This is a genomic window from Microbacterium sp. NPDC089321 (assembly GCF_040684935.1).
Taxonomy (GTDB): Bacteria; Actinomycetota; Actinomycetes; order Actinomycetales; family Microbacteriaceae; genus Microbacterium.
On sequence record NZ_JBFBGX010000002.1, the window covers coordinates 332,884 to 346,917 of the forward strand.

Genomic DNA, 14,034 nt, shown 5'->3' on the forward strand with positions numbered 1-14,034 from the left:
TCAGCGCCAGCGTGCGCGGAGATACTGCGGCTGCCAGGGCACCTCGGCGCCGAGCTCATGGGCGGCGCGAAGCCCGAAGTGCGGGTCGCGCAGCCACTCCCGTCCGGCGAAGATCGCGTCGGCGGCACCCGACGCGAGGATCTCCTCGGCCTGGCCGCCCGTGGTGATCAGACCGACCGCTGAGACAGGGATGCGACCTGTCCGCCTGACGGTGGCAGCGAGCGGAACCTGATAGCCGGGGTGCACGTCGATCCGCTGATGGGCGACGAGGCCGCCGCTGGAGACGTCGATCAGGTCTGCACCGTGCTGCCCGCACCAGGCACCGACGGTGCCGGCCTCGTCAGGCGTGAAACCGCCCTCGGCGTGATCGGTGGCGGAGATGCGCACGAAGACGGGAATCTCGTCAGCCACCACTGCGCGGATCGCGTCGAGCACGCGCAGCAGCAGGCGGGCGCGGTTCTCGAGCGAGCCTCCGTACTCGTCCGACCGGAGGTTCGACAGAGGGGAGAGGAACTGGTGCAGCAGGTACCCGTGCGCCGCGTGGACCTCCAGCACATCGAATCCGGCGTCGATCGCCCTCTGCGCCGCAGCGGCGAACGCCTCGACGACCCTGTCGATCCCCGCGGAGTCGAGGGCGTCCGGCGTCGCGAACCCCTCGAAGGCGATCGGGGAGGGCGCCGATGTCACCCAGCCGCCGTCCTCCGGCGGCACGGAGCCGGCCGCATCCGCCCACGGCCACCAGGTCGAGGCCTTCCGCCCGGCGTGTGCCAGCTGGATGCCGATCAGCCCGCCGCGTTCGTGCACCTCCCCGACGATCCGCGACCAGGCGTCGCGCTGCTCGTCGTTCCAGATGCCCGTGTCACGCGGCGAGATGCGCCCCTCCGGGACGACTCCCGTCGCCTCCGCCATGATCAGTCCGGCACCGCCGGACGCGAACTGGGCGAGGTGCGTGCGGTGCCAGTCCTGCGGCACGCCGTCTACGGCGCTGTACATGCACATGGGAGACACCCACAGCCGGTTGGGGACGGTGAGCGACCGGACGGTCAGGGGAGCGAAGAGTCGAGGAGCGGAGAGCGCAGTCACATCACGACGCTATCGTCCGTACGGGGGAGCGGGGCCGCTAGCGTGGTGGTCATGCTGCGGGAGTGGACGAGAGCCGACACCGAGTCGATGCTGCGGGTGCCGACCGTCGATGATGACAAGTACTCGCGCGGGGTCGTGGGGCTGCGCACCGGATCGCTCGCTTACCCGGGCGCGGCTGTCCTCGGAGTCGAAGCCGCCTGGCGCGCGGGCGCCGGCTACGTGCTGTACACGGGCGACGCGAGGGATGCCGTCCTCGCCCGCCGGCCCGAGACCGTCGCGAGGGCCGAGGCAGGCAGAATCCGCGTCGGGGCGTGGGTGATCGGCTCGGGGACGGATGCCGAGCACCGTGACTCCGCGGAGAGCGACGCCCTCGATGCGATCCTCCACGGCGACGCGGCCGTGGTGGTCGACGCGGGTGCGCTCGATCTCGCTGCAGAGGGAACGGCCCCCAGGGTGCTCACGCCGCACGCCGGGGAATTCGCCCGACTGCGCGCTCGCCTCGGACTCCGCGAGCAGGACCTCGACGATCAGAAGGCCCGGGAGGACGCCGTGCTCGAGACGGCACAGCGGGTGCGGGCCACTGTGCTCCTCAAGGGCGCCCGAACCGTCGTCGCCGATCCGAGCGGCGATGTGATCGTGGTGGCGAACGCCCCGACCTGGCTCTCGACCGCCGGCACCGGCGACGTGCTCGCGGGTGCGATCGGCGCGCTCATCGCCGCCGACACCGGTCGCGCGCTGGCGGAGTCCGCCGCGACGGCGGTGTGGTTGCACGGGCATGCCGCGGCACGGGCATCCGGAGCCGGGGGGGACGACGGCAGCCGGACCCCCGGGCATCCGATCGTCGCCCTCGACGTCGCAGAGTCGCTGCCGGGAGCGATCGGAGAGCTGCTGTCGGGGCGCCGCGCGTGACCTCGCGCGTCCGGCTGATCTGGGTCGCATTCCTCCTCGCCCATGCGATCGTCGCCGTCGCGGGGTGGCTCCTGCCGAGTCAGCCCATGGGCGATGTCGTGCTCGTGTATCTGCCGTGGTCGCAGTCGGCGCTCACCGGAGGGCCGATCGTCGGCATCTCCGAGAGCTGGGTGTATCCGCAGCTCGCGCTGGTGCCGATGCTGCTCGCCCAGGCGCTCGCGCTGCCGTTGGTGGGGCTGCTGGGCAGTGCTCCCGCCTACCTCGTGGGCTGGGCGCTGCTGGTGACCCTCTGCGATGCACTCGGACTCGCAGCGCTGCTGCGCCGAAGCGGGAGGGGGAGAGAGGCCGCAGCGTGGTTCTGGATCGCAGCCCTGCTGCTGCTCGGGCCGATCGCGATGTACCGGATCGACGCCATCACGCTGCCCCTTGCGCTCGCCGGCGGCCTCTGGCTGGTGGCGCACCCTCGACTCGCCGCCGCGGCGCTCACCGTCGGAGCCTGGATCAAGGTCTGGCCGGCTGCGCTGCTGATCGCGGCGACGGCTGCCGCTCGCAACGGCCTGCGACTGCTCGTGACGGCGGCCTCGGTCTGCGGCCTGATCGTGATCGTGCTGCTCGCGCTGGGCGCGGGCGAGAACCTGCTCGGTTTCCTGACCGCGCAGAGCGGACGCGGGCTGCAGATCGAGGCTGTCTTCGCGACGCCGTTCCTGTGGGCCGCGATGCTCGGTGAGGCGAGGATCGAGTACAGCTTCGACATCCTCACCTACCAGGTGGTCGCGCAGGCCGCGCAGGGCGTCGCCGCCGCGACCACTCCCGCGATGGCGGTCGCGGTCGCGGTCATCGTGGTCCTCGGACTCATGCGGTCGCGTCGCCGCGCGCGCTGGCAGAGACTGCTGCCGCCGCTCGCCCTCGCGCTGACCGTCGCCCTGATCGTCATGAACCGAGTCGGCTCGCCGCAGTTCACGGTGTGGCTGATCGTGCCCGTGATGCTGTGGATCGTCCTCGATCGCATCCGCGCTCACACCGCGGCCGCGCTCGTGCTGCTGCTGTGCGCGCTGACGTTCTGCGTGTATCCGCTGACCTACGACGGACTTCTCGCCGCTCACGGCCTGCCGGTTCTGCTGCTCAGCCTGCGCAATGCCATGCTCGTGGTGCTGCTCGTCGTCGCGGTGCGCGCGGTGGTGCGCACACCCGTCTCCGCCCGCTGAACCCCTCGACCGACCAACACAGGAGGAACCATGCTCGTCGCATTCTCTGTCGCCCCGTCCGGCGACGGCCGCTCCGATTCCGTGCACGACGCCGTCGCCGCAGCCGTGAAGGTCGTGCGCGAATCGGGACTCGCCCATCGCACGACGAGCATGTTCACCGAGATCGAGGGGCCCGACTGGGACTCGGTGATGGATGTGGTCAAGCGCGCCACCGAGGCCGTGATGCCGTTCGGGTCGCGGGTATCGCTCGTGCTGAAGGCCGACATCCGGCCTGGATACAGCGGCGAGCTGGATGCCAAGGTCGAGCGCCTCGAGAGGGCCATCGACGACGCGTCGTAGGGTGGGCGGATGAGCGACCTCGCAGACGGCATGCGCGTCGCGGGCACCGCAGTGGTGCTGCGCGACGGCGACGACGGACTCGAGGTGCTTGTGCTTCGACGACCTGCCACGGGGTCGTTCCCGGGCGCCTGGGTGTTTCCGGGAGGTCGCGTCGATCCCGGAGATGAGCGGGCCGGTGACGACGAGGAGCAGGCGGCCCTCCGAGCAGCCGTGCGCGAGACCCGTGAGGAGGCGGGGATCGGCATCCGGAATCTGGCCACGCTGTCGCGCTGGGTGCCTCCGATCGAGACACCCGTCAGGTTTCGCACGTGGTTCTTCCTCGCCCGCGAAGACGGTGACGAGGTGAAGCCCAACCCGGGCGAGATCGAGGAGGCCGCATGGATGACTCCGCGACGCGCCCTCGACCGGCACGCCGCTGCGGGGCTCACGCTCTTTCCGCCGACCTGGGTGACACTGCACGTGCTGCGAGAGCATCGAACCGTCGACCACGCGTACGCCTCGCTGAGCTCTTTCGCGCGCTATGAGACGCACATGCAGAAACTCGAGAGCGGCATGCGTGCGCTGTGGGCCGGCGATGAGGAGCATCCTGGCGCTCCGGGCCTCGCAGGCGGGCGGCACCGCCTCACGATGGGGACGCCGCCCTGGATCTACGAGCGCAGCTGAGCGGCATCCCGGCGTCTGTGCAGGAGCGGCTCACGACGCGAGCAGACGCTCCAGATGCGCGCCCACAGGGTCCGTCTCGATGAGGAAGCCGTCGTGGCCGAAGTCGCTCGTCAGCACGACCGCCTCGTCGTCGATGAGGTTCGGCACGCTGCGCGCGATGCGCTGCTGCCCGTCGACCGGGAACAGCCGATCGGTGTCGATGCCGAGCACGAGGGTCTTCGCGGTGATCGTGTGCAGAGCCTGCTCGACCCCGCCGCGGTCGCGTCCGATATCGTGCGAGTTCATCGCCTCGACGACGGTCAGATAGCTGTTCGCGTCGAAACGGCGGGTGAACTTGTTGCCATGGAAGTCGAGATAGGACTCGACCGCGAACCGGCCGCCTCGGCCGAGCGGCGAGACATCCGACTGCCATGAGCGCTGAAAGCGCTGATTCAGCTCGATCGGGCTGCGGTAGTTCAGCAATGCCATCCGTCGGGCGAGCGCCAGGCCACGGTGCGGGCCTTCGCCCAGCGCCGCGTCGTAGTACTCGCCGCCGGCGAATCGGGGATCCATGCGCACGGTCTCGAGCTGCACGAAGTTCAGGGCGAGCTGGTCGGCCGTGGTCACCGGCGGAGACGAGAGCACCGCAAGCCGCTCGACGCGCTCAGGCTGCATGATGGCCCACTCCAGAGCGTGCATGCCGCCCATGGACCCCCCGATCACGGCGGCCCACCGCTCGACGCCGAGCGTGTCGGCGAGGCGGGTCTGCGCGGCGACCTGATCGCGGATGGTCAGGTAGGGGAAACGCGACGCCCATTCCCGGCCGTCGGGGGCGATGCTGGCGGGGCCCGTAGAGCCCTGGCAGCCGCCCAGCATGTTCGGCGCGATGACGAACCACCGGTCGGTGTCGATCGCGGCGCCAGGGCCCACGATGTCGTCCCACCAGCCGGCAGTGGGGTGCCCGGCACCGGCCGCACCGCGCACGTGACTGTCTCCGGTCAGGGCGTGCAGGATGAGCACAGCGTTGTCGCGGGCCTCGTTCAGCTCGCCCCACGACTCCCACGCGAGCCGGGTGGCCGGAAGCAGGTCGCCGTTCTCGGTGCGGAAGTCTCCGAGGAAGGTGAACCGCCGCTCGCCCACGGGGTCTCCGTCGCGCCAGGCGCCGGTCGCGGGGGGACGAGCACGCAGCAGACGCACGTCCGCCTCGGTCACGGGCGCCGAGGGCACCGTGTCCTCTGAGGTCGTCTGCCAGTCCATCACCCCATTGTCGCCTGTCCCCGTCTCGTGCCTCCGAACGTTACGGGTGAGACACGTCGCGACCCGAGGACGTGAGGGGACGGAAAGACGCAGGATGCCCCGGACCATCCGGTCCGGGGCATCCTGCGTCTGAGGAGGACGGGCGTCAGGCGCGAGCGGCCTCGGCGACGCGACGGGCGGCGCTCAGCGCATTCTCGAGGTCGGCCTTCAGGTCGTCGATGTTCTCGATCCCGACCGACAGTCGCACGAGACCCGGCGTGACGCCGGCCGACAGCTGCTGCTCGGGCGAGAGCTGCGAGTGCGTGGTCGATGCCGGGTGGATGACGAGCGAGCGCACGTCGCCGATGTTCGCGAGGTGGCTGAACAGCGTCAGGCTGTTCACGAACTCCCGACCGGCTTCCACGCCGCCCTTCAGCTCGAACGACAGCACTGCGCCGACGCCCTTGGGCGCGTACTCGTTGGCCTTCGCGTACCAGGGCGACGAGGGCAGGCCGGAGTAGTTCACCGACGCGACGTCATCGTGGTTCTCGAGCCACTCGGCGATCTCCTGCGCGTTCTGCACGTGGCGCTCGATGCGCAGCGAGAGGGTCTCGATGCCCTGGATGAGGTTCCAGGCGCTCTGAGGCGAGATCGCGGACCCGAGGTCGCGCAGCAGTTGCACGCGGGCCTTGATGACGTAGGCGAGGCCGTCGCCGACCGCGGTCGTGTACGACGCGCCGTGGTACGAGGGGTCGGGCTCGGTGAGGCCGGGGAACTTGTCGACGTGCTGCGACCAGGCGAACGTGCCGCCGTCGACGATCGCGCCGCCGATGGTGGTGCCGTGGCCGCCGAGGAACTTCGTGACGGAGTGGATCACGATGTCTGCGCCGTGCTCGAAGGGACGGATCAGGTAGGGGGTCGCGATGGTGTTGTCGACGATGAGGGGCACGTCGTTCTCGTGCGCGATGTCGGCGACGGTGCGGATGTCGAGCACGTTGATCTTCGGGTTGCCGATGGTCTCGGCGAAGAACAGCTTGGTGTTCGGACGCACAGCGGCGCGCCACTCCTCGGGGTCGTCCTGGTTCTCGACGAACGTCACCTCGACGCCGAGCTTGGCGAGGGTGTACTTGAAGAGGTTGTAGGTGCCGCCGTAGATCGAGCTGGAGGCGACGAAGTGGTCGCCGGCCTCGGCGATGTTCAGGATCGCGAAGGTCGATGCGGCCTGGCCGCTCGAGAGCACGAGCGCGCCGGTGCCGCCTTCGAGCGCGGCGAGGCGCTGCTCGAGGACATCCTGGGTGGGGTTCTGGATGCGGGTGTAGATGTTTCCGAACTCGGCCAGCGCGAACAGGTTCGCGGCGTGGTCGGCGTTGTCGAACACGTACGACGTCGTCTGGTAGATCGGCGTGGCGCGAGCCTTGGTGACCGGGTCGGGCGCAGCGCCCGAGTGGATCTGCTTGGTCTCGAAGCGCCAGTTCTCGGCTGCGGTCATGACGTGCTCCCAGGTGTCGGGTGGTGGAGTCGTTCGGCTGGATGCCTGGAAGCGACACTACGAAGCGGCGTCGCGCGCGACAACCGAGGGGAAATGTTACGTAACACAGCTCGGCGGCCGGTTCTGCGGCCGGTTGCGTTTACGGTGGAGGGCATGGTGATCAGACGAGCCGTGGTGACCGGAGCCAGTTCAGGTATCGGGGAGGCGACCGTGCGCGTGCTGCGCGCGCAGGGCTGGGAGGTCGTCGGCGTCGCACGGCGCGAGAAGCGCCTCGCGGCGCTCGCCGGCGAGACAGGGGCATCCGCCGTCGCGTGCGACCTGACCGACCCCGCAGCCGTCGACGCCCTCGTGGCCGAGCTCGAGCGCACCGGGCCCGTGCACGCGCTGGTGCAGGTGGCCGGCGGCGCGCGCGGCACCGACAGCGTCGAGCAGGCCTCGATCGACGACTGGCAGTGGATGTACGACGCGAACGTGCTCGCGACGCAGCGCCTCGTGGCGGCACTGCTGCCGCTTCTGCGCAAGGCGGCGTCCGCGGACGGGCACGCAGACACGGTGTTCGTGACCTCGACTGCGGCGCAGAACCCCTACCCGGGTGGCGCGGGATACAACGCTGCCAAGGCAGCCGAGGCGATGCTCGTCAAGGTGCTTCGTCAGGAGCTGCACGGCGAGCCGATCCGCGTCGTGGAGGTCGCGCCGGGCATGGTGCACACCGAGGAGTTCGCGCTCAACCGGCTGGGCGGTGACGCGGCCGCCGCGGAATCGGTCTACGAAGGGGTCGCCGAGCCGCTGATCGCGGAGGACGTGGCGGAGCTCATCGCGTATGCGCTGAACGCCCCTCGACGTGTGAACCTCGACCTGGTCACGATGCGTCCCCTCGCGCAGGCGGCGCAGCACCTGCTGGCCCGCGGGCCGCTGCACGTGCGCACGGACGACTGATGCGGCGGACCCTCGCCGAACTCGCCGATGCGGGCGCGATCGACAGCGGATGGGCCGAGGCGCTGCACCCCGTGCAGCCACTGATCACCGAGCTCGGCGACCGGCTGCGTGCCGAGCAGGCCGCGGGACGCGACTATCTGCCCGCCGGTGCGAACGTGCTGCGTGCCTTTCAGCGGCCCCTCGCAGACGTACGGGTGCTGATCACCGGGCAGGACCCCTATCCGACGCCGGGGCACCCGATCGGCCTGTCGTTCGCGGTCGAGCGCGACGTGCGGCCGCTGCCGCGCAGCCTGGGCAACATCTACAAGGAGCGGCACACCGATCTCGGCATCCCGCCGGCTCCGCACGGCGACCTCACCGCGTGGAGCGACCAGGGCGTGCTGCTGCTCAACCGCGTCCTCACGGTGCGGCCGGGCGCTCCGGCATCCCACCGTGGCTGGGGATGGGAGAAGGTGACCGAGCTCGCGATACGCGCCCTCGTCGCACGGCAGAAGCCCCTCGTCGCTGTGCTGTGGGGCAAGGACGCTGCGGGGCTGAAGCCGCTGCTCGGACAGACGCCGATGATCGAATCGGCGCACCCCTCGCCGCTCTCGGCGAGCCGGGGATTCTTCGGGTCGCGCCCGTTCTCGCGCACCAATGCGCTGCTCGAAGCGATGGGCGCCGACGGCGTCGACTGGCGCGTGGAGGGTGAGGCGTGAGCGACCTGCGGATCCGGCCGGTGTCGGATGCCGATCTTCCGGCGATCCGCGATATCTACAACCACTACGTGCGATCGTCGACGGTGACCTTCGACGAGGTCGAATCGACGCTGACCGACTGGGAGAGCAAGGTCGCACGGATCGTCGCTGCCGGCATCCCGTTCCTCGTCGCCGAGACCGAGGCGGGAGAGCTGCTCGGGTATGCGCTGGGCCAGCCGTGGTCGCCGAAGTCGGCGTACCGCGTCACGATCGAGAACTCGATCTACCTCGCCCCGTCCGCCGCAGGCAGGGGAGTGGGCTGGGCGCTGCTGGCGGTGTTCCTCGACCGCTGTCGCGACGCCGGCCTCCGGCAGGTCATCGCGGTCATCGCGGATCGCGGTGCGGACGCGTCGATCGGTCTGCACCGGAAAGCGGGGTTCGTCGATGCGGGCCGGCTGCTCGAGGTGGGAGAGAAGTTCGGCGAACGACTGGGAGTGCACTTCCTGCAGAAGTCGCTGTGAGCGCCCCAGGCGGATGAGCGTGCTGAGTGCGGGTCGCGGCGCCGGTCTCAGCTGTTCGGGATGACGGGGACCGCCGCGAGCAGGCGCTTCGTGTAGTCGTCGGCGGGATGCTGCAGAACAGCAGCTGTCGTTCCGTGCTCCACGATGCGGCCGTCCTTCATCACGGCGACGGTGTCGCTGAGGTGCTGCACGAGTCCGATGTCGTGCGAGACCGTGATCATCGTCAGGCCCTCCTCGACACGCAGGCGCGAGAGCAGGGCGAGGATCTGCGCCCGCACGGTGACATCCAGCGCGGACATCGGCTCATCCCCGACCAGGATCCGCGGGCGGTGCACGATGGCGCGGGCGAGCGCGATGCGCTGGCGTTGGCCGCCGGAGAACTCGTGCGGATGGCGATCGGCCATGTCCGCGTCGAGACCGACCTGAGTGAGAACCTCGCCCACGCGCGCGCGATGGTCGCCGGGGATGTCGAGAGCCCACAGCGGTTCGGCGATGATCTGCCCAGCGCTCATGCGGGGATCGAGCGACGCATACGGGTCCTGGAACACCAGCCCGGTCTGCCTGCGCAGCCAGTGCAGCGATCTGGCGCGCGCGGTGGCATCCACCTCCCGGTCATCGACGACGACCCGCCCGCTGGTCGCACGGTCGAGCCCCAGCAGCAGGCGCACGAGCGTCGACTTCCCCGAGCCCGATTCGCCGATCAGCCCCAGCGATTCGCCCTCGGCGATCGCGAGGTCGGTCGGATGAAGCGCCACACTCGTGCGTGCGCGCTCGAACATGGTGCGACGACGCACAGCGAAGCGGCGGCTCACTCCTTCGGCGACGATGAGCGCCCGGCCTGCGTCGTGGGGGAGGGTCACGATGCCGTCCCTTCGTCATCGGCGCGCCACAGCGTCGCGACGGCGTCGCGCAGCAGAGCCTGCGTCACCGCAGAGGCCGGCGCGCTCAGCAGCGTCGAGACGGGAGCCTGCTCGACGACGCGACCGTGCTCGAGCACGACACCGTGGGTCGCGACCTGCGACAGCACGGCGAGGTCGTGCGTGATGAAGACGAGAGACATGCCCTCGTCGGTGACCAGTCCCAGCAGCAGCTTGAGCACCTCGGCCTGGATCGTCACGTCCAGCGCCGTGGTCGGCTCATCGGCGATCAGCAGCCGGGGTCTGCAGGCGAGTGCCATCGCGATCGCGACGCGCTGTCGCTGACCACCGGAGAGCTGGTGCGGGTACCGATCCACGATGGATGCCGGCTCGGGGAGCTGCACGCGGGCGGCCTCGGCGACGGCGCGCTCGCGCGCCTCCTTTCGGCCGACCCGCTCATGGATGCGCACCGACTCCGCGATCTGGCGCCCGACGGTGCGGATGGGGTTGAGTGCGGTGCGCGGCTCTTGGAAGACCATGCCGATCTCATCGCCGCGCAGACGTGCGAGCTCGCGATCGGGCATCCCGACCAGCTCGACCCCGTCCCACCGGATGCTGCCGCTGACCTGAGCACCCTCCGGGAGCAGACCGAGGATCGCGAGCGCCGTCATCGACTTGCCGGAGCCGGACTCGCCGATCAGGCCGAGGCGCTGGCCGTCGGAGACGCTGAACGACACGCCGTCCACGACGCGCGCCCCGTCGATCTCGACGACGAGGGAGTCGACCTCGAGACTCACGCGACCACCTCCGGCACGTGCACCTGCGCCGAACGGCGCGAGAGGGTGGGATCGGTCGCCTCGCGCAGCGCATCGCCGAGCAGGTTGAGTCCGAGCACGGTGAGCGTGATGGCTATGCCGGGCCAGACGACGGTGAGCGGATGCACGCCGATGTAGCGCTGCAGGTCGGCGAGAAGCGTGCCCCATGACGCCTCCGTGAGCGAGGCGCCGAAGCCGAGATACGACAGGCCGGCCTCGGCGAGCACGGCCACCGCCATCGACCAGGACAGCTGCACGATGAACACCGGCGCGATGTTGGGAAGCAGGTGGCGCATGAGGTTCTGGCCCGGGGTGAGACCCGAGGCGCGCCCAGCGAGCACGAAGTCGCTCTGCTGCACCCGGCGAAGCTCAGGTCTGGTGACCCGGGCGATGCTGACGCCGAACCCGATCCCGACCGAGAAGACGACCACCCACAGCGATCCGCCCCACACCGCGGAGATCATCATGGCGATCATCAGCACGGGGAAGGCGATGAGGATGTCGACCAGCACCGCCATGCTCTCACGCACCCAGCGCGCGGTCAGCGCACCGAGAGCGGCGAGCGAGATGCCCACGAGCGTGGCGACGACGCCGGCGCCGACTGCCACGAAGGCCGTTGTGCGCGCTCCCGCCATGAGCAGGCTGAGGATGTCGCGCCCCGTGCCGTCTGTGCCGAGCACGTGCGGCCACCCGGGGGCTGCCCAGCGGCCCCGCACGTCCGACAGCATCGGGTCGAACGGTGTCCAGAAGATCGAGACGACGGCGACCAGGGCGATCGCGAACACCACCAGCACGGCGAAGCGGCCGGTCCATGACGACAGCAGGGTGCGCAGCCAGCGCGGCATCAGCTCTCCTCCGCTCTCTGCCGGGGATCGACCGCGTGGTGCACGAGGTCGACGACGAATCCGATGATCAGCACGAAGCCGGTGAGCACGAGGAGTTCGCTCTGCACCTTGACCAGATCGCGCGTGCCCACGTCGGCGACGAGCATGCGGCCGATGCCGGGCAGAGTGAAGAGCTGCTCGATGACCACCGAGCCCACGACGATGCCGGCGATCTGCACGCCCAGCACCGTGACGATCGAGAGGCCCACTGCGGGGATGCCGTGGCGGATGAGCGCCTGGCGCCGTGTGAGCCCCTTGGCTGCCGCAGTGCGGACGAAGTCCTGCCCCGCGGCCTGCAGGGTCGCGCTGCGGACGAACCGCATGAGCATGGCGCCTTCGACGACGCCGATCGTCAGCGCAGGCAGAAGCAGCGACTCGAATGCCTTCGCCGGCGTCGCCCACCCTGAGCGGGGGAATCCCTGCGCAGGCAGCCAGCCCAGCCCGTGCGCGAAGACGACGACGAGCATCATGCCTGCCCAGATCACGGGCACGGCGGCGAGGGTCTGCGCGCCGATGCTGAGTGCCGTTCCTTCTGCGCGCCCGTGCAGGAGGGCGGAGAGGACACCGAGTGGCACGGCGATGAGCAGCGCGATGGCGAGAGCCATCAGACCGAGAGGCACGGTGACGCGTGACTTCTCTACGAGCTCTGCCCCCACCGACGCGCCGCTGAGCTGGGAGGTGCCCAGATCGCCACGCAGGATCCCCGCGATCCAGTCGCTGTACTGCGCCGGCAGCGGCTTGTCGAGTCCGAGGGACTCGCGCAGCGCTTCCACCGTCTGCGGATCGGCCTGCGTCCCTGCGATCAGCTGGGCGACGTCGCCAGGGAACACGCGGAGGGTGAGGAAGATGATCACGCTCGAGACGAGGAGCCCCGCGATCAGCAGGGCTCCTCGAGTCAGCGCGTATCGGATCACTCCGCGGACTTCGTCACGCCGGCGAGGTCGATGCGCGAGTTGATCGAATCGGTCGGGAAGCCGGAGACCGCGGCGGTGTGGGCGGTCAGGGTCGCGCCGTTGTACAGCCAGTCGGCGGCGTGGTCCTCCGACACGAGGCGGGCCGCCTTCTTCAGCAGGTCGGCGGACTTGTCGGGGTCGATCTCGGTCTGCGACTGCTCGTACAGCTTCTGCACCTCGGGGTTGTCGTATCCGAAGTAGTAGTCCGGATTCGCGAAGTTCACGAAGTCCCGAGGCTCGACGTGCAGCACGAAGCTCAGCTCGTAGTCGTGGTTGGTGTAGACGTCCTCGAGCCACGTCGGGAACTCGACGCGCTTGACCTCGAGCGAGACGCCCACCTTCGCGTAATCGGAGACGAGGACCTGCGCCGCGGTCGTGCCGTAGAACGAGGGGATGGTCAGAGTGAGGTCGAGCTTCTCGTGACCGGCCTCCTTCAGCAGCTTCTTCGCCTCTGCGGGGTCGTACGGTGCGACGTCGCTGAGATCCTCGTATCCGGGGTCGAGCTCGGGGATCGGCCCGTACAGGGTCTGCCCGGCGCCGATCGCCTCGACGAGGGCCTCGTGGTCCACGGCGAGGCGCAGTGCCTCACGCACCCTGATGTCGTCGAGGGGAGCCTTGGCGTTGTTGAACGCGAGTGTCGCCTTGTCAGTGGTGCGACCCGTCGTGATCGTGAAGTCGCCGGTGTCCTCGAGCTGCGACACGAGGTTGGGGTCGACCGCGGTGAGCACGTCGAGTGTGCCGTCGAGCGCGGCGTTCACGCCCGCGGTGAAGTCGGGGATGTACTGGAAGACGACCTCGCCGATGGTCGCAGCGTCGCCCCAATAGTCGTCGAAGCGGTCGAAGGTGATGGCGCTGCCCTTGGCCCAGCGATCGAGCACGAACGGTCCGGTGCCGTTCTCCGCGGTCTTCAGGTCGGTCGTGTCGCCCTTCTTGAAGACCAGGCCGGCGGGGCCGGTGAGGGTGAAGAGGAAGTTCTGATCGGGCTTGGTGAGCGTGATCGTCACGGTCTGGGGATCCGGCGCGGTGATGGCGGCGACGTCGGCGAACTCGGCGTTGCCCTGCACGCTCGCGTCGGACTTGACCGTCTGGTACGAGGCGACGACGTCTGCCGAGGTGAGGGCGGTGCCGTCGTGGAAGGTGATGCCCTCGTTGAGCGTGAAGGTGTAGGTAAGCCCGTCGTCCGAGATCTCATACGCGCTCGCGAGACGCTCGTCGATCCCGTTGTCCTGCGTGCGGGTGACGAGCCCCTCGTAGATGTTGTCGACGAGCACCTGCTCGAGCGCGGCGCCGCTCGTGTGCCGGATGTCGAGGTTGGTGGGCTCGAGCACGAGACCGACGGTGAGGGTCGCGTCGGGGTCTGCCGCGGCGGACGCCGTCGGCGTGGGTTCAGCGGATGGGGAGCACGCGCTGAGAGCGAGGGCGCCGGCGGCGAGCAGACCGACCGCGGCGAGTGCGCCGCGGCGTCGGGGGTGTGTTGCAGACACGGAT

15 protein-coding genes are annotated in these 14,034 nt (G+C 69.8%); 7 read left to right on the forward strand and 8 right to left on the reverse strand.

The window, feature by feature from the left end:
• Positions 1–1,083 carry an NADH:flavin oxidoreductase/NADH oxidase gene (locus AB0N59_RS09565; RefSeq protein ID WP_363482102.1) on the reverse strand — a complete coding sequence of 361 codons (1,083 nt, stop codon included), beginning with the start codon at positions 1,081–1,083 and terminating at the stop codon, positions 1–3.
• A 51-nt stretch (positions 1,084–1,134) separates the two neighbouring features.
• Between AB0N59_RS09565 and AB0N59_RS09570 the strand changes: the two genes are divergently transcribed.
• From AB0N59_RS09570 to AB0N59_RS09585, 4 genes are read left to right on the forward strand one after another with little or no spacing between them, the layout of a single operon-like run.
• The gene (locus AB0N59_RS09570) at positions 1,135–1,992 is read left to right on the forward strand and encodes an ADP/ATP-dependent (S)-NAD(P)H-hydrate dehydratase (RefSeq protein WP_363482105.1); all 858 of its coding nucleotides are present in this window, start codon (positions 1,135–1,137) and stop codon (positions 1,990–1,992) included.
• Complete coding sequence (locus AB0N59_RS09575; RefSeq protein ID WP_363482108.1) at positions 1,989–3,197, forward strand: hypothetical protein; 1,209 nt, start codon at positions 1,989–1,991, stop codon at positions 3,195–3,197. Before AB0N59_RS09570 ends, AB0N59_RS09575 begins: the two co-directional genes overlap by 4 nt.
• Positions 3,198–3,227: 30 nt before the next feature.
• Positions 3,228–3,536, forward strand: a complete 309-nt coding sequence (locus tag AB0N59_RS09580) for a thiamine-binding protein (RefSeq protein WP_363482111.1) — start codon at positions 3,228–3,230, stop codon at positions 3,534–3,536.
• 9 nt (positions 3,537–3,545) lie between these two features.
• Positions 3,546–4,199: an NUDIX hydrolase gene (locus AB0N59_RS09585; RefSeq protein WP_363482114.1), complete on the forward strand. Its 654-nt coding sequence runs from the start codon at positions 3,546–3,548 to the stop codon at positions 4,197–4,199.
• 30 nt (positions 4,200–4,229) lie between these two features.
• Here the strand turns inward: AB0N59_RS09585 and AB0N59_RS09590 are convergent, their stop codons facing one another.
• On the reverse strand, positions 4,230–5,435 hold the full coding sequence (locus AB0N59_RS09590) for a homoserine O-acetyltransferase (RefSeq protein ID WP_363482117.1): 1,206 nt from the start codon (positions 5,433–5,435) through the stop codon (positions 4,230–4,232).
• A gap of 145 nt (positions 5,436–5,580) precedes the next feature.
• Entirely contained in the window at positions 5,581–6,903 is a 1,323-nt protein-coding gene (locus tag AB0N59_RS09595; RefSeq protein ID WP_204976147.1) for a bifunctional o-acetylhomoserine/o-acetylserine sulfhydrylase, read from the reverse strand.
• 153 nt (positions 6,904–7,056) lie between these two features.
• Here AB0N59_RS09595 and AB0N59_RS09600 point away from each other — a divergent pair, with 153 nt between their 5' ends.
• The 3 genes from AB0N59_RS09600 to AB0N59_RS09610 are packed head-to-tail and all read left to right on the forward strand — an operon-like array spanning position 7,057 to position 9,037.
• On the forward strand, positions 7,057–7,839 hold the full coding sequence (locus tag AB0N59_RS09600; RefSeq protein ID WP_363482120.1) for an SDR family oxidoreductase: 783 nt from the start codon (positions 7,057–7,059) through the stop codon (positions 7,837–7,839).
• Entirely contained in the window at positions 7,839–8,537 is a 699-nt protein-coding gene (locus AB0N59_RS09605; RefSeq protein ID WP_363482123.1) for a uracil-DNA glycosylase, read from the forward strand. Before AB0N59_RS09600 ends, AB0N59_RS09605 begins: the two co-directional genes overlap by 1 nt.
• Positions 8,534–9,037, forward strand: a complete 504-nt coding sequence (locus AB0N59_RS09610; RefSeq protein WP_363482126.1) for an N-acetyltransferase family protein — start codon at positions 8,534–8,536, stop codon at positions 9,035–9,037. Before AB0N59_RS09605 ends, AB0N59_RS09610 begins: the two co-directional genes overlap by 4 nt.
• Positions 9,038–9,084: 47 nt before the next feature.
• Here AB0N59_RS09610 and AB0N59_RS09615 read toward each other — a convergent pair whose 3' ends face one another.
• From AB0N59_RS09615 to AB0N59_RS09635, 5 genes are all read right to left on the reverse strand, one after another.
• On the reverse strand, positions 9,085–9,816 hold the full coding sequence (locus AB0N59_RS09615; protein WP_363484179.1) for an ATP-binding cassette domain-containing protein: 732 nt from the start codon (positions 9,814–9,816) through the stop codon (positions 9,085–9,087).
• A gap of 77 nt (positions 9,817–9,893) precedes the next feature.
• A complete protein-coding gene (locus AB0N59_RS09620; protein ID WP_363482128.1) occupies positions 9,894–10,691 on the reverse strand; it encodes an ABC transporter ATP-binding protein in 798 nt (265 codons plus the stop codon).
• Positions 10,688–11,554, reverse strand: coding sequence for an ABC transporter permease (locus tag AB0N59_RS09625; protein WP_363482131.1), 867 nt, complete (start codon positions 11,552–11,554; stop codon positions 10,688–10,690). The genes AB0N59_RS09620 and AB0N59_RS09625 overlap by 4 nt, the downstream gene beginning before the upstream one ends.
• On the reverse strand, positions 11,554–12,507 hold the full coding sequence (locus AB0N59_RS09630; protein WP_363482134.1) for an ABC transporter permease: 954 nt from the start codon (positions 12,505–12,507) through the stop codon (positions 11,554–11,556). Before AB0N59_RS09630 ends, AB0N59_RS09625 begins: the two co-directional genes overlap by 1 nt.
• Complete coding sequence (locus tag AB0N59_RS09635) at positions 12,504–14,030, reverse strand: ABC transporter substrate-binding protein (protein ID WP_363482136.1); 1,527 nt, start codon at positions 14,028–14,030, stop codon at positions 12,504–12,506. The genes AB0N59_RS09630 and AB0N59_RS09635 overlap by 4 nt, the downstream gene beginning before the upstream one ends.
• Positions 14,031–14,034 lie beyond the last annotated feature (4 nt).

Coding starts and splice junctions, on each gene's coding strand:
- AB0N59_RS09600 (WP_363482120.1), top strand. CDS start 7,057: ATGGTGATCAGACGAGCCGTGGTGACCGGAGCCAGTTCAGGTATCGGG.
- AB0N59_RS09585 (WP_363482114.1), top strand. CDS start 3,546: ATGAGCGACCTCGCAGACGGCATGCGCGTCGCGGGCACCGCAGTGGTG.
- AB0N59_RS09605 (WP_363482123.1), top strand. CDS start 7,839: ATGCGGCGGACCCTCGCCGAACTCGCCGATGCGGGCGCGATCGACAGC.
- AB0N59_RS09570 (WP_363482105.1), top strand. CDS start 1,135: ATGCTGCGGGAGTGGACGAGAGCCGACACCGAGTCGATGCTGCGGGTG.
- AB0N59_RS09590 (WP_363482117.1), bottom strand. CDS start 5,435: ATGGACTGGCAGACGACCTCAGAGGACACGGTGCCCTCGGCGCCCGTG.
- AB0N59_RS09580 (WP_363482111.1), top strand. CDS start 3,228: ATGCTCGTCGCATTCTCTGTCGCCCCGTCCGGCGACGGCCGCTCCGAT.
- AB0N59_RS09595 (WP_204976147.1), bottom strand. CDS start 6,903: ATGACCGCAGCCGAGAACTGGCGCTTCGAGACCAAGCAGATCCACTCG.
- AB0N59_RS09625 (WP_363482131.1), bottom strand. CDS start 11,554: ATGCCGCGCTGGCTGCGCACCCTGCTGTCGTCATGGACCGGCCGCTTC.
- AB0N59_RS09615 (WP_363484179.1), bottom strand. CDS start 9,816: ATGTTCGAGCGCGCACGCACGAGTGTGGCGCTTCATCCGACCGACCTC.